This is a genomic window from Pseudomonas sp. FJ2-5-13, from assembly GCF_029201605.1.
GTDB classification, from domain to species: domain Bacteria; phylum Pseudomonadota; class Gammaproteobacteria; order Pseudomonadales; family Pseudomonadaceae; genus Aquipseudomonas; species Aquipseudomonas lactis.
Genome location: NZ_CP104045.1, coordinates 1,869,863 through 1,889,332 on the forward strand (window position 1 = coordinate 1,869,863; position 19,470 = coordinate 1,889,332).

Below are 19,470 nucleotides of genomic sequence, written 5' to 3' on the forward strand. Positions count from 1 at the left end.
TTTTCGTTGCCCGGGATTCTTGACACTGCCCCACCGGCTTCTCTAGGATGCTGCTCATGCGCCGATTTAAACAGCTAATTGCGGGGCGCCACTGGGTCTCAATGCAGCCCGACAGAAGTACGCTTGCTCACGCTAGGCGTTCCTCGAAATACCGCTAAAGCGCTGGTTCGGTGTTGCCTCTCACCTGCCCGCAGACTTTTGAGGCAGAGACACGACACGATGAATGCACTACGCCCCCTCATACGCCTGGCCCCGATCACCGCGGACCTGACGCAACGCAATCCGAAAATCCTGTTGGGCGGTAAGCACCAGCCGACACTGCTGCGCTATCTGGACGGCTGGCCACGTCGTTCCGGTCGGCCCTCGGCGTTCCTGATCCAGTTTGTTGAAGACGGCGATTCACTGGCCCGTTTTGCCAGCGACAGTTTCGATCTGGCAGTGATTCAGGCACCGAGTGCCAGCAACGCCCATGAGGTGATCCACCAACTGACGCGCATTGCCCGGCAAGGGCTGATTGCCCGTCGGTGAGCGATTAGTGAAAGATCGCGGGGGTACGACGCCGGCGCTGGTGTAGGAAAAGTAACCAGGCAATCAGGCACAACAGCAGCGGTAGGGGCACGATTATCAGCCCTTTGAGCTGTCGCTCGAAACGCTGCACCGGGGCGTAGGCCTGCGCCTTGAGTGCATGCAACTCGATGGGCAACTGCAGGCGCTCTTTGTTGAGTGCCTGCAACTGGGTACTGGTATCCACCGCTTGGGTGATAAGCCGTGTGTGCAGTGGATTCAACCTTCGCCACGCTTGCTCCGTCTGCTCAAGTCGTCGCTCCAGCTCAAGCGAATTTTTCCGATACGCCTGTGCGGCTTGGTCCCGCATCTGATCCAGCCTGTGCAACGGTTGGTGCATGACACGGGGTCGAATGCGTTTGAGTGCGTCGGGCGCCGCCAGGTTATCCAATCCATTCAATACAAACTGCGCGTTGCCGTTGGGTCGTGCCTGGCTGAGAGTGTCCGCTAGCAGGTCAGTGTCGGCCACGACTACCATCTGAATCAGTTCTGCTTTTTGCAGCCCCGGCGGTTGGCCCTTAAAGCCGTCGGGAAACGCTGAGTAAGCGGGCCCCTCAATGCGCGCTGCGATTACATGGCGCTGCCCTGAAATTGCCGTTTCATCGATGAGCGAGTCGAATGTCGTCGCCGAGGCAAAGCGTTTTGCGTCCAACAGGGCCGATTGCCTTGAGCCCAGTAGAAGCGGGGTCAGCAGTGAGCGGCTCTTGGGCGCTAGCGAAAGCGCACCGCTGCTTGAGACGATGACACTGTCCAGTCCCCAGGTGCTGATATCCGTCGTGGCCATGGCCTGTCGTGGCAGGTGTAGGCGGGCCGGGTGCAGTACCCGGGGCATTCCCGGACCGGGCGTGGCTGATGAGGCATAAAGATTGTCGATCAACAGCTTGTCCTCCGGCATCTGGATGCCCCACGCGTTCAGCAGCCCCTCCATTCTCGCGTTCGCTGACACGGCGTCAGCGCCTATCTCGCTCACGGGGTCGATGAACATCATCAACGGGGTGCCTTTCAATACCGATTGCTCAATGGCATATAAGGCCCGCTCAGGTAAAGCGTGCGGGTGTATGACCATCAATGTCGCGATGGATGGCGGTACCTGAGCGATGTTCGCCGCCAGTTCCACCACATTGAATTGCTCGCGCATCAACGCCAGCAACTCGCTGGCCGGTTTATCCAGCGACAGTCCCGACAGCAGGCCGACAGTGGCACGCTCAGGGCGCCCCAACTTATAGATCAGGTGGCTGATCTCATATTCAAGTAATGACTCGTGCTCAGGGCGGAACGCTTCGATGCGTTGGGCGCCTTGGCCAGCGCGGGTGCCGATAAGACCAAGAAATCCTTGTGTGTCATCAAGCCCGAACAAGCTGGCTTTGTAGGCGTCTTCAGAAAAGGGAGCGGGGTTTATGATATGTAAGTTGATCAGGCCGTTTGCCGCTTTTTCGAACGCCTTGAGCACGTCTTCGACGCGCCGGCCATAACGTTCTAATGCCTGGCTTTTTTGCGGCGCATTGAGGGTATTGAAGTAATACAGATCCAGTGGGCTTTCAAGTGAGGCAAGTAGTTGCCGCGTTGCTGGCGATAACGTATGGATTTTTTCTTGGGAAAAGTCCCATTGGACAGTAGGTAGTTTGGGTACCCAGACTAGATTGAGTGCCAGAAACAGCAGTGATATGACGAGAAGTGTCATACCCGCACGAAAAGCGGATCCCATCAGTGGTCTTCCTTTTCTCAACTGCTTTTGTAGTTGAGTGTGAGGGTGGTTGCAAACAGAAAAGCAACGATCATGCTGATAAAGTACAGGCTGTCATGCAGTGTAAGCCTGCCGTTATCCATCGCGCTGAAGCGGGCAATGGGATCCAGGGACATCAAACTGTCGATAACCCATATGGGTGCTTGTTGTTCAAGTGCATCCAGTACTGACGAAAGCCCACTGGCGGTCAGCAACAAGCCGAGGGTGACAAAGAAAATCAGCAGGCGTTGGTTGGCAAGTACACAGATGAAACAACCCACGGAAAGATAACTTCCCGCCAGCAACCAACTGGCCAGAAACTGCGAAGCGATAACGGTATTGTCAGGCGTGCCCAGATAATTGACGGCAATCACCAAGGGGAAGTTAAGCATCAGCGCAATGCCACAGACAGTCCATGCTGCGATAAATTTTCCGATCACTCGTTCCACTGAGGTGACAGGCAAGGCCTTCAGGGTGTCGTAAAAGCTGGCGTTGGATTCATCCGACCACAACTGCGTCGATAACAGGGGGACCAGCACCAAATAGAGCCAGGGATGCAGCTCGAAAAAGGCCTGCAGATCGCTGCTGTTGCGCTCCATCCATTGGTTGGAATGCAGTCCCAGCACTGCGCATAGCGCGAGAAAAATCGCCACGCTCAGATAGGTGCTGGGCGCGCAGGCATAGTTGGCGAGTTGTCGTTTGAAAATGACAGGTAGCAGTCTCAAGGTGTTACCTCTTGGCTCAGGTGGTGAACGACATCGTTCAGGCGACCCGGCTCCAGATTCATTGACGTGATGTTCCAGCCGCGATGGGTGATAAGCGCGTTGATTGCGGGAAATATGGAATGCCCAGGCATGGCAAGGACCGTCACCTTGCCGGGTGCATGTCGGTCTTCTTCGATGCCGGCGACGCCGGGCAATACGGCCAGCGCGAGCAAGTCCAGCGAGGTGTCTGCTGCGAGGGTGACGGCCTGGAAATGCCGGGAGCTGCGCTGTAAGTCGGGCAGTGAGGCATCGGCCACCAGGCGGCCACCGGCCATAACCAAGGCACGGGTGCAGATGTCCGCCAGCTCCTGGTAATGGCGGGAGGCGATGATGATGGTCATTTCCTCGCTCAGGGACTCAATGAGTGCCCGGAACTTGAGCCGTTGATCAGGACAGAGCCCTTCTGTGGGTTCATCGAGCAGCAGCAGGCTTGGTGAATACAGGAGCGCCTGGGCCATTGCCACTCTGCGCTTCAAACCGAGGGGAAGTACGCTGATGGCGCAGTCGAGCACGGGCAGCAGTTCCAGGCGTGCGGCGACCTGCGCCACCTGGCTGCGTTTTTCCAGCCCGCTCAAACCGCGAATGGCAGCAATGAAATTGAGCATGTGTTTGACGGACATCGTGTGATGGTCGAGGCCGCCTTGAAGTTGATAGCCAATGATTTTTTTGGCTTGAGTTGAATGGGTATGGGTATTGAAACCTTGAATAGTGATGTGCCCGGCCGTCGGCTTGATCGCCCCGGCGATCAAGCTCAATAGTGTGGTTTTGCCTGCACCGCTCTCTCCCAGCAGGCCCACACACTCCTGGCGCTGGGCACAGAAGGACACGTTGCTGATTACGCGTGTTTTGCCCAGCTGTTTTGTCAGGTTGCTTATCTCGATCATGGTTTTACCGAATAAGTTTTGCAGGGCGTGTGAGAGGGGCCGGCAGTAGGGGAAAGTGCTTTAAAAAGGGTACGTTCAATATGAAGGCTTGGGAACGCGAAGTATGCTTAATAAGAAGAATCCTACGTTCGCTCCGATAATTCGCTGAAACAATTGTTTTGTTTTGAATACTTATTAATGTTCGGATGTTTATCGGATGTTTATATAAAGTTTTCTTTTTTGTAATGAGGCCTGATTGCCATGATGCTTCTACGTACTCTTGTTCTTGAGCGCAACGATGAGGGGACGCCGGTTAACGGCGCCTTGTTGTGCGGGTTTGCTGTTACGCAAACGGCGTCCAACTTTCTGGTGTACAGCCTGGATGAGGAGGCGGAGCCCGGCCACTCCAGGGTTTATGTCGCCGCATTACGTAAAAAGATTGAACGGTATTTCCTGGGAGGCGTTGATTCCAAAGAGGACCTGCAATTAGCCATGCAAGTCTTCAAACAGATCTTGACGATGGCAGCCGCAGCCGGCTCGAAGACGACGCCCATTGCCGAACCCCAGGTTCCCTTTCATTTCATTGATTTGAAAGGCTGCCGGTTACCGCCGGCCAGGCCAGAGGATCACCACTCGGTGATCATCAAGAAGGCTCTGGTCATGAAGGTCATCACCCTGGGCATGTCAGCCCCTGCGTTGCCTGCGATTGAAAGCAGTGCAGTGATCGTGCCGTCCATTCGCTTCTCGTCGCAAATGGTTGCGCCGCCGCGAAATCCGCGCTCAGCCAAGACTGCGCCGCAGCCTATGGATGAAGACACCGTTGAGGAACCGGCGCGGTCGCTGGTCGCGATACCGCAGGAGCAGGTGGAGAGCAGTGCGTCGCCTGTTCCGGTTGAACAAGATGACAGTCACTTTGAGCCAAGCAACCTGCGGTTGGACCCACCCGAGCCGGAGCCCGAACCCTGGGACCCGCCTGCTCAGCTGGACCATACCTCTTTGCTCGAAATGGACAGCGCACTGAGCAACCTGGCCAAGGTCGCCCAGGAACTGACGCAAAAAAAATGCGCAGTACTGGAGAAGGAACAGATGCTCGAACAGTGGCAGGCGCGATTGCAACAGCAGCAGAGCCAACTGGAAGAAAAGGGCCGTGAACTTGAGCAGCGCCATGCCTATTTGCAGGAGCAGGGGCTGGAGGTCAGCCAGAAGGCCGAAAAGTTGGCGATGATGATGTTGCAGTTGTCGGGTATGCGCCAGCGTATGCAGGGCACGTTGCTTGAGTTGGATCAAGTGCTGGAGGGGCATGGGTGAGGTAAGGGGGCGCCGGCCTGGATACTTTCCAGGGTTCATTTATCATCAGTCCCAGCCAGCCGCTGCCTGGGCATGATGCCCTGGCATAACGGCACCATTGGACATTGCCTGGGGATGCAAGCGTTTGAGTACCAAGCTGATTACCAAAGAAGGTCATGAAGCGCTGAAAAAAGAGCTGGATTACCTGTGGCGTGAAAAGCGTCCGGATACCACGCGCAAAGTGACCTGGGCGGCCTCCCTGGGAGATCGCAGTGAAAACGCCGATTACCAGTACAACAAGAAGCTCTTGCGCGAGATAGACCGGCGCGTGCGTTACCTGCGCAAACGCCTGGAAGACATGCGGGTGGTGGAGTACATGCCCGAGCAGGAGGGAAAGGTATTTTTCGGCGCATGGGTCGAAATCGAAAACGAACAGGGCGAGACCAAGCGTTTTCGCATCGTCGGTTATGACGAGATCTACGACCGTATGGATTACATCTCCATCGACTCACCCATGGCACGGGCTCTGCTGCGCAAGGAGGTGGATGACGAAGCAGTCGTACAGACCCCCGGCGGAGAGGTGTGCTGGTGGATCACCAAGATCGAATATGTGAAGCCCGCCTGATGGCTCGTACCTTGGCTGGGTACGTGCCATCCGGGTTTCAGCCTTCGCGCAATACGGTCAGCGGGCTGGCATTCAGCGCACGGCGCGTGCCGAAAACTCCGGCAGCGCCAATCAACAAAGCACCGATCACGGGCAGCAGCAACAGCCACGGGTGGGGATGCCACGCCAGGTCAAAGGCATAGCGGTACAGCACCCAGGTCACCAGTTCGGTGCCCAGTGCCGCCAACAAGCCGCTGACGGCGCCCAGCAGGCCGAACTCAATGCGTCGAGCCTTGACCAGCAACTTACGCTCGGCACCTAGGGCGCGCAGCAATGCACCCTGGCGGATTCGTTCATCCAGGGTGGCCTGCAGGCCAGAGAACAACACCGCCATGCCCGCCGCGAGTACAAACAACAGCACGTATTCGACGGCCAAGGTCACTTGGGCAAGGATGCTGCGCAACTGCTCCAGCAGGGCCTCGACCTGCAGGATAGTGACCGCCGGGAAGGCCCGTGACAGGTCGACGATCTGTTGGTCATGGCCGGGAGCCAGATAGAAGCTGGTGAGGTAGGTCGCGGGCAGATCTTTCAGGGTGCCCGGTTGGAAAATCATGAAGAAGTTGGGCTGGAAGTTATCCCAGTTGATGGTCCGCAGGCTGGTGACCCGCGCCTCACGGTTTTCCCCTCCGATGGTGAACACCAGATGGTCGTTGAGCTTGAGCTTCAGGCTCTCGGCCACTTTGGCTTCCACCGACACGCCAGGAACCCCATCAGTGGGTTGCGCCGACCACCAGCTACCTGCCGTCAGGACGTTACCTGCTGGCAAGTCGGCTGCCCAGGTCAGGCTCAGGTCGCGTTGAGTGGCACGGTCGCCGCTGGAGTCCTTGCTGACAATCTCCTGCACCGGTTCGCCATTGATGCTGATCAAGCGCCCTGGCACCACCGGGTAAAGCGGCGCCGCTTGCGCCTGGACGTCCAGCAGGCGGGCGCCAAAGGCGTCCTTGTCGGCCGGCAGGATATTCAGGGCGAAGTAGTTGGGCGCATCCTTGGGCAACTGGTTTTGCCAAGTGTCGAGCAATTCGCCCCGCAACAGCGCGATCAACCCCATGGAGAGCAGGATCAAGCCAAACGCCAGGGACTGGCCTGCCGCCGCCAACGGGTGACGCAACAACTGGCCCAGGCCCAGGCGCCAGGGCAGGGAGGCGCGAGCCAATAACCGTCGCAGGCTTTGCAACAACAGCAACAGCAAGCCACCCAGGAGCAGCGCAGCGACTACACCGCCGCCGAGTAACGCGAAGGTCAGTACCAAATCCAGGCTCAGGCGCCACATGATCAGGCCCAAGGCAAACAGCGCCGCGCCGTAGACCATCCAGGTGCTTGAGGGGATAGGCAGCAAATCGCGGCGCAACACCCGCAGCGGCGGTACCCGACCCAGTGCGGCCAGCGGCGGCAGGGCGAAGCCGGCGAGGGCGACCAGCCCGGTGCCGATCCCGGCGACAGCCGGCAGCAACCCGCCCGGCGGTACGTCGGCGGGCAGCAGGTCGTGCAGGAAGTAGAACAGGCCAAACTGCGCCAGCCAACCGAGCAGGGCGCCGGCCAGGCTCGCCAGCAAGCCCAGCACACTCAGTTGCAGGCTGAACAACAACATCGCTTCACGGCGCGACAGGCCCAGGCAGCGCAACAACGCGCTGGCATCGAAACGTCGGCTGGCGAAGCGGTTGGCCGACAGCGCCACGGCCACGCCAGCCAGCAGCACGGCCACCAGGCTGGCCATGTTCAGGTAGCGTTCGGCCTTGCCTAGCGCGCCGCCGATCTGCTGGTTGCCATCGCGGGAGTCCTGCAGGCGCTGGTTGGCGGCCAGGCCCGGTTTGACCAGGTCGCGATAGGTTTGCAGCGCAGTGCTGCCTTGCGGCGCACGCCATAGTTCGCGGTAGCTCACCCGGCTGCCTGGCTGCACGACACCGGTGGCGTCCAGGTCCGCCAGGTTGATCATGACCCTGGGCGTGAGGCTGTAGAAGTTGCCGGCGCGGTCGGGCTCATAGGTCAGGATGCGCGCCAAACGCAGGGTCTTCATGCCGACATCAATGCTGTCGCCGACTTTCAGGTCCAGCGCGGTCAGCAATCGTGCTTCCACCCAGGCTTCGCCGGGTTTTGGGCCACCGCCCGGAACTTCAGCGCCGAAGGGCTCGGTGCTGCTTTTAAGCTCGCCACGCAACGGGTACTGCTCGTTGACCGCTTTTATGCTGGAAAGCTGGATGCCATTGTCGGTGGCGATAACGCTGGAGAACTCCACGATGCGAGCGTGATCCAGGCCCAGTTCGGTCCCTGATTTGATTTGCTCGGGACGGGCCGGCGAGCTGCCTTCGAGCACCAGGTCGGCGCCGAGGAACTCGGTGGCACGCAGCAGCATGGCGCCGTTGAGACGCGCACCAAAGTAGCCGATGGCGGTGCTGGCGGCCACGGCCACCAGCAGGGCAAAGAACAACACGCGCAATTCACCGGCGCGGGCATCGCGCAGTAACTGACGCATGGCAAGGCTGAACAGACGCAACAGCGGCAAACGTGCCATCAAGGCTCCAGGGGCGCGACCATCAGGCCGGCTTCAAGGCGGATCAGGCGTCGGCAACGATGGGCCAGGCGCTCGTCATGGGTGACCAGTACCAGGGTCGTGCCGCTCTCTTTATTCAACTCGAACAGCAGGTCGCTGATGCGCTCGCCAGTATGGCTGTCGAGGTTGCCGGTGGGCTCGTCGGCGAACAGCACGTCCGGTTCGGCGGCAAACGCGCGGGCGATCGCCACCCGTTGTTGTTCGCCACCGGACAACTGGCGAGGCGAGTGGGTCAGGCGTTGGCCCAGGCCTACGCGCTCCAGCAGGTGTTTGGCACGCTCGCGGGCGTCCTGGCGACCGTCCAGCTCCAGCGGCAGCATCACGTTTTCCAGCGCGTTCAAGCTGTCGAGCAACTGGAAAGATTGGAATACGAAGCCCACATGCTCGGCACGGATGCGTGCGCGCTGGTCTTCGTCGAGGGTGCTCAGGGCTTGCCCGGCCAGGGTGACTTCGCCGCTGCTGGGCAGGTCGAGGCCGGCCAGCAGGCCCAGTAGGGTGGATTTGCCGGAACCGGAGCTGCCGACGATAGCCAGGCTATCGCCCTTGTTCAGTTCCAGGCTCAGTTCGTGCAGGATAGTCAGTTCACCTTCCGCGCTGGGAACCACTTTGCTAAGGTTTCGCGCGGTGAGAATGCTTGCGCCCATGGAGAATCCGATGCGAGTGTGGTTTTTGAGTGCTGGCCTGGCCTTGATGTGCATGGCCCAGAACGCAGCGGCGGGTACAGTCCTGATCGTTGGCGATAGTATCAGTGCCGGTTTCGGCCTGGATACCCGCAAGGGGTGGGTCGCGTTGCTGGAGCAACGGCTCAAGCAGGAGGGTTTTGACGATAAAGTCGTCAATGCTTCCATCAGTGGCGACACCAGTGCAGGGGGCCTCGCGCGGCTGCCGGCGGCGCTTGCGGCGCATAAACCGGATGTGGTGGTGATCGAGTTGGGTGGCAACGATGGCTTGCGCGGCCAGCCGCCCGCGCAATTGAAACAAAATCTTGCGTCGATGATTGACCAGTCCAAGGCCGGTGGTGCCAAGGTGCTGCTGCTGGGGATGCAGATTCCGCCCAATTACGGCAAGCGCTATGTCGAAGCCTTTGCCAAGGTGTTCGGTGATGTCGCAGAGGAAAAAAAGGTGCCGTTGGTGCCGTTTTTCCTCGAAGGCGTCGGCGGCCATCCGGAGTTGATGCAGGCTGACGGGCTGCATCCGTCAGTCGCCGCTCAGGACAAGTTGCTGGAAAATGTCTGGCCAACGCTAAAACCGCTGTTATGACGCTTTTCTACCGGCAGGCTTTCGGCTAAGGTGGCGCCCCCCCGATTTGGAGCCCTCGATGTCGCGCCCTGCCTGGTCCCTGTTTAACTACCAACTGATCGAGCCGGACGAGCAGCTGGACCTGTTCGCCTGCCAGGAAGTGCGGGTGCATTTGGTGGCGCGTCAATTGGAACTGGGCGGCTCCATTGATCGCACGCTGTGCGGCACTTTATTGCCGGCACAGCCACGCTGGTCATCGGTCAACCGCTCGATTTTCCAAGACCAGCGACTCTGTCCTTTATGCCGGGCGATTCTCGAATCGCAAAAGCGCGGCACGCCGCCGATCTGGCCGGAGCTGCGCTTCGAGCTATAAACAGCTTGAAGCTTGGCGCTGCGAAGCCGTATACAATCAATTTTTCCCTACCCGTCGTCTTGCGAAGGATTTTCCGGATGTTGTCGCGCCTTTCCGTCGTCACCTGCTGCCTGTCTCTTGCTGCGCTTTGTGCGGCGGGTTCGGCGGCGGCCTTGCAGTTGCCCTTGCCACCGCCCGGTGAGGACATTGTCGGCCAGGTCCAAGTGATCAAGGCCAAGTACGAAGACACCTTTGCCGACCTGGGTACTACCTACGACCTGGGCTATTCGGAAATGGTCGCGGCCAACCCGGGTGTTGATGCCTGGTTGCCGGGAGCGGGCACCGAGATTGTGCTGCCCACACGCTTTATCCTGCCGCCCGGGCCGCGGGAAGGCATTGTGATCAACCTGGCGGAATACCGGCTTTACTACTATCCAAAAGGCCAAAACGTCGTCTATACCTTCCCGCTGGGTATTGGCCGAGAAGGCTGGGGCTCGCCGATTGCTCATACCAGTATCATCGCCAAGACGCCCAACCCGACCTGGACGCCACCGGCCTCGATCAAGGCCGAGCACGCCGCCAACGGTGATCCGCTGCCCAACGTGGTGCCTGCCGGCCCCGATAACCCACTGGGGCCGTTCAAGTTCACCCTGGGCACGCCGGGTTACCTGATCCACGGCTCCAACATGAAGTTTGGCATTGGCACGCGTACCAGCCACGGTTGCTTCCGCATGTTCAATAACAACGTGTTGGAAATGGCGGGCATGGTGCCGGTGGGCACGTCAGTGCGCATCATCAACGACGCGTACAAGTTCGGCAGCAGCGGTGGCAAGGTCTACCTCGAAGCCCACACGCCGTTGAACGATGACGGTACGCCATCGGTGGTCGACAAGCACACCGCAGTTATCAATGCGTTGCTCAAGCGCGAAGACCTGTCCAATAACCTGCGGGTCAACTGGGACCAGGTACGTGATGTGGTCGCCGCCGAGGATGGCTTGCCGACCGAAATTGGTGTGCCAGGCGGCGCATCTGTGGTATCCAGCACCTCGCTCGATCTTCAATAATCGGCCTGAGCGAATATCCCTGTGGGAGCGGGCTTGCTCGCGAAGACGTCGGCCCAGCAAACATTGATGTTGACTGATCCACCGCTTTCGCGAGCAAGCCCGCTCCCACATGCCAAATCAAAGGCAAAAAAAAGCCGACCCATAAATGGATCGGCTTGATAACAACCCCGAAGGATTATTACTTGCGGCTTGCTTTTTCAAGCATGCGCAGAGCGCGCTCGTTAGCTTCGTCAGCAGTCTGTTGTGCTTTTTGAGCAGCAGCCAGAGCTTCATCAGCTTTACGGTAGGCTTCGTCTGCACGGGCCTGGGAGCGAGCTGCTGCGTCTTCAGTTGCAGTCAGACGAGCTTCGGTTTCTTTGGAGACGCTGCTGCAACCGGTAGCCAGAACTGCGGCCAGAGCCAGAGCAGAGAATTTCAGAACGTTGTTCATCGTGTTCCCCTTCAAGGACTTTCAATTTAATGGCTACTTTCTCAGAGTGAGCTAATAGCCGGCGTACATACTACCCATTACTTGTAGTAAGTAAACTGACGTTGCGCAAGAAGCAAAAAAAATTCTTGTGCCGAATCTATTTTGGCTAATCTTTTGACGGTTTGTATGAAAACCGTCCAATTTTTTGCGCCTCGACGAACATTGGATCCAGGCTGAAAGGGCCGGCCCGCATGTGTTAAGCCTTGTAAATAGATGAAATTTTATATAACGAAGCGGGGCACTTTGGTTGCCCTTGGCTTTACTGCGCCAGGCATCTTTTGCGCATCTAGAGGTGACTTTAAGAGCGCCAGTTCGTCTCAAGGTTCAACTGCCGGCAATGTTCAGGCTATCGGTCACCGATTGATCGAGGCCCTTTCTATATCCACCAGCGGCGGGGAATGACGAGTGCGCCTTGAGCAATTTCAGGATTGGTGCCTACTATTCCCTATGTGCTGGTTGTGAGCGCTCACGGTTTTCTCGCTGTCGAAACCGGCACGGGGTGGCGTAGATGTTCCTTCGCCGGAAAAACATCGGTAAGGTAGGGTCGTTAATTCAGACCCGCGAGGAGTAGTGATGAGCGAGGCGTTGTCCATCCACCATGACCAGGCTGGTCATCAGTTCGAGACCAATGTGGACGGTCATCGTGCCTACCTGACCTACATGGACCTCGGGAAGCAGACCCTGGATATCTATCGCACCTTCGTGCCCAACGCACTGCGGGGGCGAGGCATCGCGGCTGCGTTGACCGAGGAAGCCTTGAAGTTTGCCGAAGAGGCCGGCTACACGGTGATCCCGTCGTGCTCCTATGTCGAACGCTACATGGAGCGCCACCAGCGCCATGCCGCGAAGCTGTAACTGACCAGTTGCCAATAAAAACGCCGGGCTTAGCCCGGCGTTTTTGTGTGCGCGAAACAGGTACAGGCTCAGGTGCGTTTGCGCTGGGGCAACACGTCCTTGAGTTTGGCATGCATGCTACGCAGGGTGGTTTCGGTGGCGGACCAGTCGATACAGGCGTCGGTGATCGACACGCCGTACTGCAAGTCGGCCAGGTCTTTTGGAATCGCCTGGCAACCCCAGTTCAAATGGCTCTCTACCATCAAGCCGATGATCGACTGGTTACCTTCCAGGATCTGGTTGGCAACGTTCTCCATCACCAACGGCTGCAACGCCGGGTCTTTGTTGGAGTTGGCGTGGCTGCAGTCGACCATGATGTTTGGCTTGATCTTGGCCTTGTTCAGCGCCTGTTCGCACAGGGCGACGCTGACCGAATCATAGTTGGGCTTGCCATTGCCGCCACGCAGCACCACGTGACCGTAGGCGTTGCCCTTGGTGGTCACGATGGACACGCCGCCTTCCTGGTTGATGCCCAGGAAACGGTGAGGGCTGGAGACCGATTGCAGCGCATTGATCGCCACGGTCAGGCCGCCGTCGGTGCCGTTCTTGAAGCCTACGGCCGAGGACAGGCCGGACGCCATTTCGCGGTGGGTCTGGGATTCGGTGGTGCGTGCGCCGATGGCCGACCAGCTGATCAGGTCCTGCAGGTATTGCGGGGAGATCGGGTCGAGGGCTTCGGTGGCAGTGGGCAGGCCCATTTCAGCCAGGTCCAGCAGCAGCTTGCGACCGATGTGCAAGCCGTCCTGGATCTTGAAGGAGTCGTCCAGGTACGGGTCGTTGATCAAGCCTTTCCAGCCGACGGTGGTACGCGGCTTCTCGAAATACACGCGCATGACCAGGTACAAGGTGTCGGACACTTCAGCCGCCAGCACCTTGAGGCGCTCGGCATATTCGTGGGCGGCCTTGAGGTCGTGGATAGAGCAGGGCCCGATCACCACGAAGAGGCGGTGGTCGGTGCCGTCGAGAATGTCACGGATGACTTCGCGGCCCTTGGTGACGGTCTGCAAGGCAGCGTCGCTCAGGGGGATTTCGCGCTTGAGCTGATCGGGGGTGATCAGGGTCTCGTTGGATTCAACGTTAAGGTCATTGATCGGTAAATCAGCCATCGTGTTACTCGCCAGGGTCACGGGTGCCGGCCGCCAGCTATCCCCGTGCGGCGGGCACAGCATGATTTGAATGCAGGGGGGAGGAACCTTAGCGCGTAACACGGGCCCGCGACAATGGGCAAAGCCCGGTTTAATCCAGCGCTGGCTGCACAACCGCCTCATGGGAGAACTCGCCGGCATGGCGCGACACCCAATCACGGGCCATGGCTTCCAGTTGTGCAGGCGTTGGCTCGGCATCGTCGTGCAGGCGGCAGTAACGCTCGATCTGGCACACTTGCTCGCCCATCCGCGCACCGAACAAGGCGTGTTCATCGGTAAAGCAGATAACGATGCGATAGCCCTGTTCGACCTTGCGGCACCAGGCAACATAGCCCGGATAACGGGCGCTGGGCCCCAGGGAAGGGATATGCAGATCAACCGCCGTGCCGGCGCGCCAGGCACGCGGCCAATTGCAGGCGATGCCGCCACGGCCGATAGTGTGCAGGCGTTGGCGGGGAAGGGCGGGAGAGGGACGTTGAATCAACTCGACAGCGACATCATCAGGGTGAGGTAAAAAACGACCCATGTACACGGACTCCGAGCGCCGTCCAGTTGACGGCAATGGCAGCAGTATAGTGAAGGAACTGGAATTGACCGACCTGGATATTGACCAGCAATTGCTGGGATTGCCAGGTATTTCGCTGGTAGTGTTCACCAGTGTCGGTTGTGCCAGTTGCCGCTGGGCACGCCAGCAATTGCCCGGCTGGCAATTGCCGGTGGACCGCGTGTGCTGGGTGGATGCCGGGCACAACGGCGGTGCGGTGCAACGCTACCAGATCTTTCATTTGCCGGCGTTGTTCCTGGTGTGCGAGGGTCAATTCCTTGGGCAATTACAGACACGTCTTACAGCGTCCGACCTCGCCGAATGCATAAACCAGGCGCTAACCCGAACACCAGAGGATTTGAGATGAAAGCAGTTGCAGCCCCGTCGCCACGCATTGGCATTATCGGCACCGGTGCCATTGGTGGTTACTACGGACTGATGCTGGCGCGTGCCGGCTTCGACGTGCATTTCCTGTTGCGCAGCGAGTACGCCGCGGTGAGCAAGCATGGCCTGCACGTCAACAGTACGGTGCATGGGCAACTGCGCCTGCATCCGGTGCAGGCCTATGCCAGCGCCGCCGACATGCCGCCGTGCGACTGGCTATTGGTGGGCACCAAGTCCACCGGCAATGTGGACCTGGCGCCGACCATCGCCCAGGTGGCGGCGCCGGACGCCAAAGTGGTGCTCCTGCAAAACGGCCTCGATGTGGAAGACAGCCTGCGTGAACACCTGCCGCCGTCGCTGCATCTGTTGGGCGGCCTGTGCTACATCGGTGTGCACCGCTCGGCCCCCGGTGTGGTCGAGCATCAGGCGTTGGGCCGGGTCAACCTGGGCTATCACAGTGGCACGGCGGCCAACGATGAGGCGCGGCAACAGGCGATTGTCGAAGCCGGCGCCGGGCTGTTTCATCAAGCCGGTATCGAGTCCCAGGCCATGGCCAATGTGCATCTGGCGCGTTGGCATAAGCTGGTCTGGAATGTGCCGTTCAACGGCCTCTCGGTGTTGCTGGGCACGGGCACCACGGCCATGATGGCCGATGAGTCCAGCCGCGAGTTGATCCAGGCGCTGATGGCCGAGGTGGTGCAGGGCGCTCATGCCTGTGGGCATGAAATTGCAGCCAGCTACGCCGGGCAGATGTTCGCCATGACCGAAACCATGGACGACTACCTGCCCAGCATGTACCACGACCACCTGCACAAGCGGCCGTTGGAACTGGCGGCCATCTACGCCCGTCCCTTGGCCGCTGCCAAAGCGGCCGGTTGCGAACTGCCACGCATGCAGGCGCTTTACCAGGCCTTGAGTTTTATTGATCGGCACAACCGCTGATTGGGGGGAGCCACTATGGCGAAGGGGTTGGGTGACAAGCGGGTGCTGGCGATGTCCTTTCTACCAGGCCGTCTGGCTGGAAGCCCCAATGAGTTGAGAATCCAGACCGAGCGCTAGCTGCTAAGCTCATTCAATCCCCGCCATCCTGGCAGTCCAGGAGGTTCTATGATTCGTTCGATGCTGTTTGCCACGGACCTCGGTCTGTATGCGCCCTACGTGATGCAACATGCACTGGCGCTGGCGCGAACGTTCAAGGCTGACCTGTATGTGATTCACGTGGTCGAACCCATCGGCTTGTTCGCCGAATCGGTGTTGCAGAGCTACCTTGATGAGGCCGCCTTGAGCGAATGGCAGAGCAAGGGGCTGAGCACGGTGATGGCGACGATTGAACAGCGCGTGCTGGACAGCTTTCGCGAGGAGTGGGGGGAGGGGGAGCAGGACCTGCAATGGATTCGCTCGGTCAAGGTGATCCAGGGGGACCCTTGCGAGGTGATTCTCGACCAATTGCGAAAACTGTCCGTCGACTTGCTGGTCGTAGGCAGTCATAGCCAGGCAACCGGCGTGGCCGTCCCCCTTGGACGTACCGCCGCACGGGTGTTGCAGTTGTCCCCGGTGCCGGTTTACCTGGTGCCGTCGTTGCAGCGTCGGCGCAGTGACGACAGTTGATCGGTAAAAACGATAAAAAAGTTCTAGATTTATCCGCAAAACCTTTAATATAGTTATATACCGTCGCTGATACCCGTGGCGTCTATCTGCTTTGAGGGATTGATATGAAGCTTCAACAACTGCGCTACATCTGGGAAGTGGCGCACCACGACCTCAACGTTTCCGCTACCGCTCAAAGCCTCTACACCTCGCAGCCTGGTATCAGCAAGCAGATCCGCCTGCTCGAAGACGAGTTGGGCGTCGAAGTCTTCGCACGCAGTGGCAAACACCTGACCCGCGTCACTCCGGCTGGCGAGCGCATCATCACCACCGCCGGCGAGATCCTGCGTAAAGTCGAAAGCATCAAGCAGATCGCCCAGGAATTCTCCAACGAGAAAAAAGGCACCTTGTCCATCGCCACCACTCACACCCAGGCGCGCTATGCATTGCCGCCGGTGATCCGCGATTTCATCAAGCAATACCCGGACGTGGCGCTGCACATGCACCAGGGTTCGCCGATGCAGATTGCCGAGATGGCCGCTGACGGCACCGTCGATTTTGCCATCGCCACCGAGGCCCTGGAATTGTTCGGCGACCTGGTGATGATGCCCTGCTACCGCTGGAACCGTTGCGTGGTTGTGCCTCAGGGGCACCCGTTGGCCAAGCTGCCGAAGCTGACCCTGGAAGCCTTGGCTGAATACCCGATCGTGACTTATGTGTTCGGCTTTACCGGCCGTTCCAAGCTCGACGAAGCCTTCAGCCATCGCGGCCTCACGCCCAAGGTGGTATTCACCGCTGCCGATGCCGACGTGATCAAGACCTATGTGCGCCTCGGCCTGGGCGTTGGGATCGTTGCCAAGATGGCGGTCGACACCAACCTGGACAAAGACCTGGTGGTGCTGGATGCCAGCGAATTGTTCGAGTCCAGCGTGACCAAGATCGGTTTCCGCCGCGGTACTTTCCTGCGCGGTTTCATGTGCGACTTCATCGAGAAATTCGCGCCGCACCTGACCCGCGAAGTGATGGCCAAGGCGATCCAGTGCCACAACAAGCAAGAGCTGGAAGAGTTGTTCGACGGCGTCGAATTGCCCGTCCACTGACACGATTACCCTGTAGGAGCGAGCTTGCTCGCGAAGATCGTGGGGTGCCAGGTTGTATGCGGCGCCCTTGCGTTTCTTCGCGAGCGAGCTCGCTCCTACAGGGGCTGTAGGTTATCTGGCCTCGGTCACCGTAAAGTACTGCCGAGCGCCGGCCACCAAAATCTCCACTTCTTCATCGATACGCTTGCCCAACAGGCCTTTGCCCAAGGGCGAGCGCGGCGTGATGACGGTCACCGGTTGCCCGACCACATCCACTTTCAAACCCGCTGCATCCGGCGCCAGGAACAGCCATTGCTGACGACCGTCCTCGTCTTCCAGGCCTACCAGCGTGCCGATCTCTATCCCGCGTTGATCATCGTACGCACGTAGTTGCAGTTGCTGGCACAGCATCAGCGATTGCTTGATCTCCTCCACTCGCCGGGCCTGTCCGGTGGCCAGGTAGGAAGCCTCCAGGCCAAGGGTGTCGTATTTGTTTTCGGCAATGTTTTCTTCGTGGGTCGCGGTTTCGTAGGCGGTCTGCGCGGCGCGTTGGACGATGTCGAGGTCGACGGTGAGTTTTTCCAGGATCAACTGGAGCACGGCGTGTTTATTCATGGCGGTATTTGGCATCAATCGCAGAATTGCAGGACATTGGCCCGCGTCTTTTCATTGGGGGCGTTCTGGTCTTGTTGCAGCCAGAACTGGCATTTGGGGTTGGACAGATTGCGCGCGTTGCTTCGTGCCTGGTCCAAGGCCTGTTGTTGTTCCTGTTTTTGCAGGTTCTGCTGGTACTGTTCGAACAGCCGGTTCGGTGGTTGCGACTCATCAAACGTGGCCGGCTTGCCCAATTGCTGGACCGCCTGGGCCACCGGCGCCAGGCTCTGGGGGAACAGGTAGCGAGACGCCAGCCAAGTGGTCAGCGCAATGGCGATAAACCCCAGCCACACGCCTGCGGCAATCGCAATGCAGAGCTTGAACAGCGACAGCGGACGGTCAGACATAAGGGCCTCCTGGCAGGCTTTGACGGCATGGCGGTGATTGTCGCACAGCCTCCGTGCAGAATAATCGCGATCAAGCCTTCTGCATCCACGCATTTATGCGGACAATCAGACCTTTGATCGATGGAGCCCGGAATGAAAGCCCGCTGGGATATTTTTTGCAGTGTCGTCGACAACTTCGGCGACATCGGCGTGACCTGGCGCCTGGCCCGGCAGTTGGTGGTGGAGCATGGCTGTGATGTGCGTTTGTGGGTCGACGACCTGCGCGCCTTCGAACGCATGTGCCCGGACATTGATGTGCAGGTGGGCCAGCAATGGCAAGAGGGCGTGCAAGTGCGCCACTGGCCGGCCGAATGGCCAGGCGCACACCCGGCCGATGTGGTGATTGCCGCGTTCGCCTGCCAGCTACCGCCTGAATACATGGACCGCATGGCCGAGTGTGAGCGTGCGCCATTGTGGATGAACCTCGATTACCTCAGCGCCGAAGACTGGGTGGTGGGCTGCCATCGCTTGCCTTCGGTGAAGTACAAAGGCGTGCAGAAATACTTTTTCTTCCCCGGTTTTCGCCCTGGCACCGGCGGCCTGTTGCGTGAAGCCGGCTTGTTGGAGCGCCGCCAGGCATTTCAGCAGGATGACGTCGCGCAGCGACAGTTCCTGCAAAGCCTGGGCGTTGCTCCGACGGCCGGAGCGCGTTTGATGTCGCTGTTTGCCTATGAGAATGACGGCTTGGCCGGCTGGCTGGACGTATTGGCAGCCGATGGGCGTGGGACGCACTTGCTGGTGCCGGAAGGGCGCATTCTGGGGGATGTGCAACGCTGGCTAGGCGTGAACAGCTTGTCCGCAGGCGACATCCAGGTGCGCGGCGCGCTGACCGTACAGGTCATTGCATTCGTGCGTCAGGAGCAATATGACCATTTGCTGTGGTGCTGCGAATTCAACGCCGTGCGTGGCGAGGACTCATTCGTGCGTGCCCAGTGGGCGGGCAGGCCATTGCTGTGGCACATCTACCGCCAGGACGAAGACATCCACCTGGACAAGCTCGACGCCTTCCTGGAGCTGTACACCGCCGCACTTTCGCCGGCCGCCAAGGCTGCCGTCGTTACGCTCTGGCAAGCCTGGAACGCTGATGGCGATATGGCACAGTCCTGGAAAATGCTGCTGGAACATTGGCCCGAGGTCAGCCAGCACGCGCAGAACTGGTGTCTGGAACAAGGCTTGCAGGCCGATCTTGCGACGGCGCTGGTACAGTTTTATGAAAGTTGGATATGATACGCCACCTTGATTTTTGTCAATCCCATCCAA

General features: G+C 59.2%; 22 protein-coding genes. 12 read left to right on the forward strand and 10 right to left on the reverse strand.

Annotation, left to right across the window (positions count from 1 at the left end):
* Positions 1 to 219 precede the first annotated feature (219 nt).
* Positions 220 to 528 (forward strand): hypothetical protein, encoded by a 309-nt coding sequence (locus tag N2A98_RS08410; protein WP_003189853.1) that lies wholly within the window; start codon positions 220 to 222, stop codon positions 526 to 528.
* Between the two features lie 4 nt (positions 529 to 532).
* Here the strand turns inward: N2A98_RS08410 and N2A98_RS08415 are convergent, their stop codons facing one another.
* The 3 genes from N2A98_RS08415 to N2A98_RS08425 are packed head-to-tail and all read right to left on the reverse strand — an operon-like array spanning position 533 to position 3,935.
* Positions 533 to 2,269 carry a Gldg family protein gene (locus N2A98_RS08415; RefSeq protein WP_275623257.1) on the reverse strand — a complete coding sequence of 579 codons (1,737 nt, stop codon included), beginning with the start codon at positions 2,267 to 2,269 and terminating at the stop codon, positions 533 to 535.
* A 17-nt stretch (positions 2,270 to 2,286) separates the two neighbouring features.
* Positions 2,287 to 3,012, reverse strand: coding sequence for an ABC transporter permease (locus N2A98_RS08420; RefSeq protein ID WP_044274571.1), 726 nt, complete (start codon positions 3,010 to 3,012; stop codon positions 2,287 to 2,289).
* Positions 3,009 to 3,935 (reverse strand): ABC transporter ATP-binding protein, encoded by a 927-nt coding sequence (locus N2A98_RS08425; RefSeq protein WP_275623258.1) that lies wholly within the window; start codon positions 3,933 to 3,935, stop codon positions 3,009 to 3,011. Before N2A98_RS08425 ends, N2A98_RS08420 begins: the two co-directional genes overlap by 4 nt.
* A 240-nt stretch (positions 3,936 to 4,175) precedes the next feature.
* Here N2A98_RS08425 and N2A98_RS08430 point away from each other — a divergent pair, with 240 nt between their 5' ends.
* Complete coding sequence (locus tag N2A98_RS08430; RefSeq protein WP_275623259.1) at positions 4,176 to 5,222, forward strand: hypothetical protein; 1,047 nt, start codon at positions 4,176 to 4,178, stop codon at positions 5,220 to 5,222.
* Positions 5,223 to 5,346: 124 nt separating this feature from the next.
* Positions 5,347 to 5,826 (forward strand): transcription elongation factor GreB, encoded by a 480-nt coding sequence (gene greB / locus N2A98_RS08435; protein ID WP_034126726.1) that lies wholly within the window; start codon positions 5,347 to 5,349, stop codon positions 5,824 to 5,826.
* Positions 5,827 to 5,863: 37 nt separating this feature from the next.
* Here greB and N2A98_RS08440 read toward each other — a convergent pair whose 3' ends face one another.
* Positions 5,864 to 8,374, reverse strand: a complete 2,511-nt coding sequence (locus tag N2A98_RS08440; protein WP_275623260.1) for an ABC transporter permease — start codon at positions 8,372 to 8,374, stop codon at positions 5,864 to 5,866.
* The gene (locus tag N2A98_RS08445) at positions 8,374 to 9,057 is read right to left on the reverse strand and encodes an ABC transporter ATP-binding protein (RefSeq protein WP_003189864.1); all 684 of its coding nucleotides are present in this window, start codon (positions 9,055 to 9,057) and stop codon (positions 8,374 to 8,376) included. Before N2A98_RS08445 ends, N2A98_RS08440 begins: the two co-directional genes overlap by 1 nt.
* A 10-nt stretch (positions 9,058 to 9,067) precedes the next feature.
* Between N2A98_RS08445 and N2A98_RS08450 the strand changes: the two genes are divergently transcribed.
* The 3 genes from N2A98_RS08450 to N2A98_RS08460 all read left to right on the forward strand — a co-directional run bounded on the left by N2A98_RS08450 (position 9,068) and on the right by N2A98_RS08460 (position 11,068).
* Complete coding sequence (locus N2A98_RS08450; RefSeq protein WP_044274567.1) at positions 9,068 to 9,673, forward strand: arylesterase; 606 nt, start codon at positions 9,068 to 9,070, stop codon at positions 9,671 to 9,673.
* Positions 9,674 to 9,731: 58 nt separating this feature from the next.
* Positions 9,732 to 10,025 (forward strand): hypothetical protein, encoded by a 294-nt coding sequence (locus N2A98_RS08455; RefSeq protein ID WP_003189866.1) that lies wholly within the window; start codon positions 9,732 to 9,734, stop codon positions 10,023 to 10,025.
* Positions 10,026 to 10,102: 77 nt separating this feature from the next.
* Complete coding sequence (locus N2A98_RS08460; RefSeq protein WP_044274566.1) at positions 10,103 to 11,068, forward strand: L,D-transpeptidase family protein; 966 nt, start codon at positions 10,103 to 10,105, stop codon at positions 11,066 to 11,068.
* 178 nt (positions 11,069 to 11,246) lie between these two features.
* Here the strand turns inward: N2A98_RS08460 and oprI are convergent, their stop codons facing one another.
* Complete coding sequence (gene oprI, locus N2A98_RS08465; protein ID WP_003172710.1) at positions 11,247 to 11,498, reverse strand: outer membrane lipoprotei OprI; 252 nt, start codon at positions 11,496 to 11,498, stop codon at positions 11,247 to 11,249.
* A gap of 612 nt (positions 11,499 to 12,110) precedes the next feature.
* On the opposite strand from oprI, the gene N2A98_RS08470 reads away from it, so the two are divergent.
* Complete coding sequence (locus tag N2A98_RS08470) at positions 12,111 to 12,392, forward strand: GNAT family N-acetyltransferase (protein WP_003189869.1); 282 nt, start codon at positions 12,111 to 12,113, stop codon at positions 12,390 to 12,392.
* Between the two features lie 68 nt (positions 12,393 to 12,460).
* On the opposite strand, the gene N2A98_RS08475 is transcribed toward N2A98_RS08470, so the two are convergent.
* Together N2A98_RS08475 and N2A98_RS08480 are read right to left on the reverse strand one after the other, a co-directional pair.
* Complete coding sequence (locus N2A98_RS08475) at positions 12,461 to 13,537, reverse strand: 3-deoxy-7-phosphoheptulonate synthase (RefSeq protein WP_003189871.1); 1,077 nt, start codon at positions 13,535 to 13,537, stop codon at positions 12,461 to 12,463.
* Between the two features lie 130 nt (positions 13,538 to 13,667).
* Complete coding sequence (locus N2A98_RS08480; protein WP_275623261.1) at positions 13,668 to 14,102, reverse strand: PilZ domain-containing protein; 435 nt, start codon at positions 14,100 to 14,102, stop codon at positions 13,668 to 13,670.
* Between N2A98_RS08480 and N2A98_RS08485 the strand changes: the two genes are divergently transcribed.
* The 4 genes from N2A98_RS08485 (at position 14,101) to cysB (ending at position 17,191) form a co-directional block, all read left to right on the forward strand.
* Positions 14,101 to 14,487 (forward strand): thioredoxin, encoded by a 387-nt coding sequence (locus N2A98_RS08485; protein ID WP_275623262.1) that lies wholly within the window; start codon positions 14,101 to 14,103, stop codon positions 14,485 to 14,487. The two genes, N2A98_RS08480 and N2A98_RS08485, sit on opposite strands and share 2 nt — an antisense overlap.
* Positions 14,484 to 15,446, forward strand: coding sequence for a putative 2-dehydropantoate 2-reductase (locus N2A98_RS08490; protein ID WP_275623263.1), 963 nt, complete (start codon positions 14,484 to 14,486; stop codon positions 15,444 to 15,446). The genes N2A98_RS08485 and N2A98_RS08490 overlap by 4 nt, the downstream gene beginning before the upstream one ends.
* A gap of 165 nt (positions 15,447 to 15,611) precedes the next feature.
* Positions 15,612 to 16,112, forward strand: coding sequence for a universal stress protein (locus N2A98_RS08495; RefSeq protein WP_003189875.1), 501 nt, complete (start codon positions 15,612 to 15,614; stop codon positions 16,110 to 16,112).
* Positions 16,113 to 16,216: 104 nt separating this feature from the next.
* Complete coding sequence (gene cysB / locus N2A98_RS08500) at positions 16,217 to 17,191, forward strand: HTH-type transcriptional regulator CysB (RefSeq protein WP_003189876.1); 975 nt, start codon at positions 16,217 to 16,219, stop codon at positions 17,189 to 17,191.
* Positions 17,192 to 17,302: 111 nt separating this feature from the next.
* Here cysB and N2A98_RS08505 read toward each other — a convergent pair whose 3' ends face one another.
* Positions 17,303 to 17,785, reverse strand: coding sequence for a GreA/GreB family elongation factor (locus tag N2A98_RS08505; protein ID WP_069558442.1), 483 nt, complete (start codon positions 17,783 to 17,785; stop codon positions 17,303 to 17,305).
* Between the two features lie 14 nt (positions 17,786 to 17,799).
* Positions 17,800 to 18,171, reverse strand: coding sequence for a hypothetical protein (locus tag N2A98_RS08510; protein ID WP_047710392.1), 372 nt, complete (start codon positions 18,169 to 18,171; stop codon positions 17,800 to 17,802).
* 132 nt (positions 18,172 to 18,303) lie between these two features.
* On the opposite strand from N2A98_RS08510, the gene earP reads away from it, so the two are divergent.
* On the forward strand, positions 18,304 to 19,437 hold the full coding sequence (gene earP / locus N2A98_RS08515) for an elongation factor P maturation arginine rhamnosyltransferase EarP (RefSeq protein WP_275623264.1): 1,134 nt from the start codon (positions 18,304 to 18,306) through the stop codon (positions 19,435 to 19,437).
* The last annotated feature ends 33 nt before the right edge of the window (positions 19,438 to 19,470 follow it).

Coding starts and splice junctions, on each gene's coding strand:
- N2A98_RS08450 (WP_044274567.1), top strand. CDS start 9,068: ATGCGAGTGTGGTTTTTGAGTGCTGGCCTGGCCTTGATGTGCATGGCC.
- N2A98_RS08480 (WP_275623261.1), bottom strand. CDS start 14,102: ATGGGTCGTTTTTTACCTCACCCTGATGATGTCGCTGTCGAGTTGATT.
- N2A98_RS08490 (WP_275623263.1), top strand. CDS start 14,484: ATGAAAGCAGTTGCAGCCCCGTCGCCACGCATTGGCATTATCGGCACC.
- N2A98_RS08475 (WP_003189871.1), bottom strand. CDS start 13,537: ATGGCTGATTTACCGATCAATGACCTTAACGTTGAATCCAACGAGACC.
- N2A98_RS08445 (WP_003189864.1), bottom strand. CDS start 9,057: ATGGGCGCAAGCATTCTCACCGCGCGAAACCTTAGCAAAGTGGTTCCC.
- N2A98_RS08410 (WP_003189853.1), top strand. CDS start 220: ATGAATGCACTACGCCCCCTCATACGCCTGGCCCCGATCACCGCGGAC.
- N2A98_RS08440 (WP_275623260.1), bottom strand. CDS start 8,374: ATGGCACGTTTGCCGCTGTTGCGTCTGTTCAGCCTTGCCATGCGTCAG.
- N2A98_RS08430 (WP_275623259.1), top strand. CDS start 4,176: ATGATGCTTCTACGTACTCTTGTTCTTGAGCGCAACGATGAGGGGACG.
- oprI (WP_003172710.1), bottom strand. CDS start 11,498: ATGAACAACGTTCTGAAATTCTCTGCTCTGGCTCTGGCCGCAGTTCTG.
- cysB (WP_003189876.1), top strand. CDS start 16,217: ATGAAGCTTCAACAACTGCGCTACATCTGGGAAGTGGCGCACCACGAC.
- N2A98_RS08455 (WP_003189866.1), top strand. CDS start 9,732: ATGTCGCGCCCTGCCTGGTCCCTGTTTAACTACCAACTGATCGAGCCG.
- N2A98_RS08505 (WP_069558442.1), bottom strand. CDS start 17,785: ATGAATAAACACGCCGTGCTCCAGTTGATCCTGGAAAAACTCACCGTC.
- N2A98_RS08510 (WP_047710392.1), bottom strand. CDS start 18,171: ATGTCTGACCGTCCGCTGTCGCTGTTCAAGCTCTGCATTGCGATTGCC.
- N2A98_RS08460 (WP_044274566.1), top strand. CDS start 10,103: ATGTTGTCGCGCCTTTCCGTCGTCACCTGCTGCCTGTCTCTTGCTGCG.
- earP (WP_275623264.1), top strand. CDS start 18,304: ATGAAAGCCCGCTGGGATATTTTTTGCAGTGTCGTCGACAACTTCGGC.
- N2A98_RS08495 (WP_003189875.1), top strand. CDS start 15,612: ATGATTCGTTCGATGCTGTTTGCCACGGACCTCGGTCTGTATGCGCCC.
- N2A98_RS08425 (WP_275623258.1), bottom strand. CDS start 3,935: ATGATCGAGATAAGCAACCTGACAAAACAGCTGGGCAAAACACGCGTA.
- N2A98_RS08415 (WP_275623257.1), bottom strand. CDS start 2,269: ATGGGATCCGCTTTTCGTGCGGGTATGACACTTCTCGTCATATCACTG.
- N2A98_RS08470 (WP_003189869.1), top strand. CDS start 12,111: ATGAGCGAGGCGTTGTCCATCCACCATGACCAGGCTGGTCATCAGTTC.
- N2A98_RS08485 (WP_275623262.1), top strand. CDS start 14,101: ATGTACACGGACTCCGAGCGCCGTCCAGTTGACGGCAATGGCAGCAGT.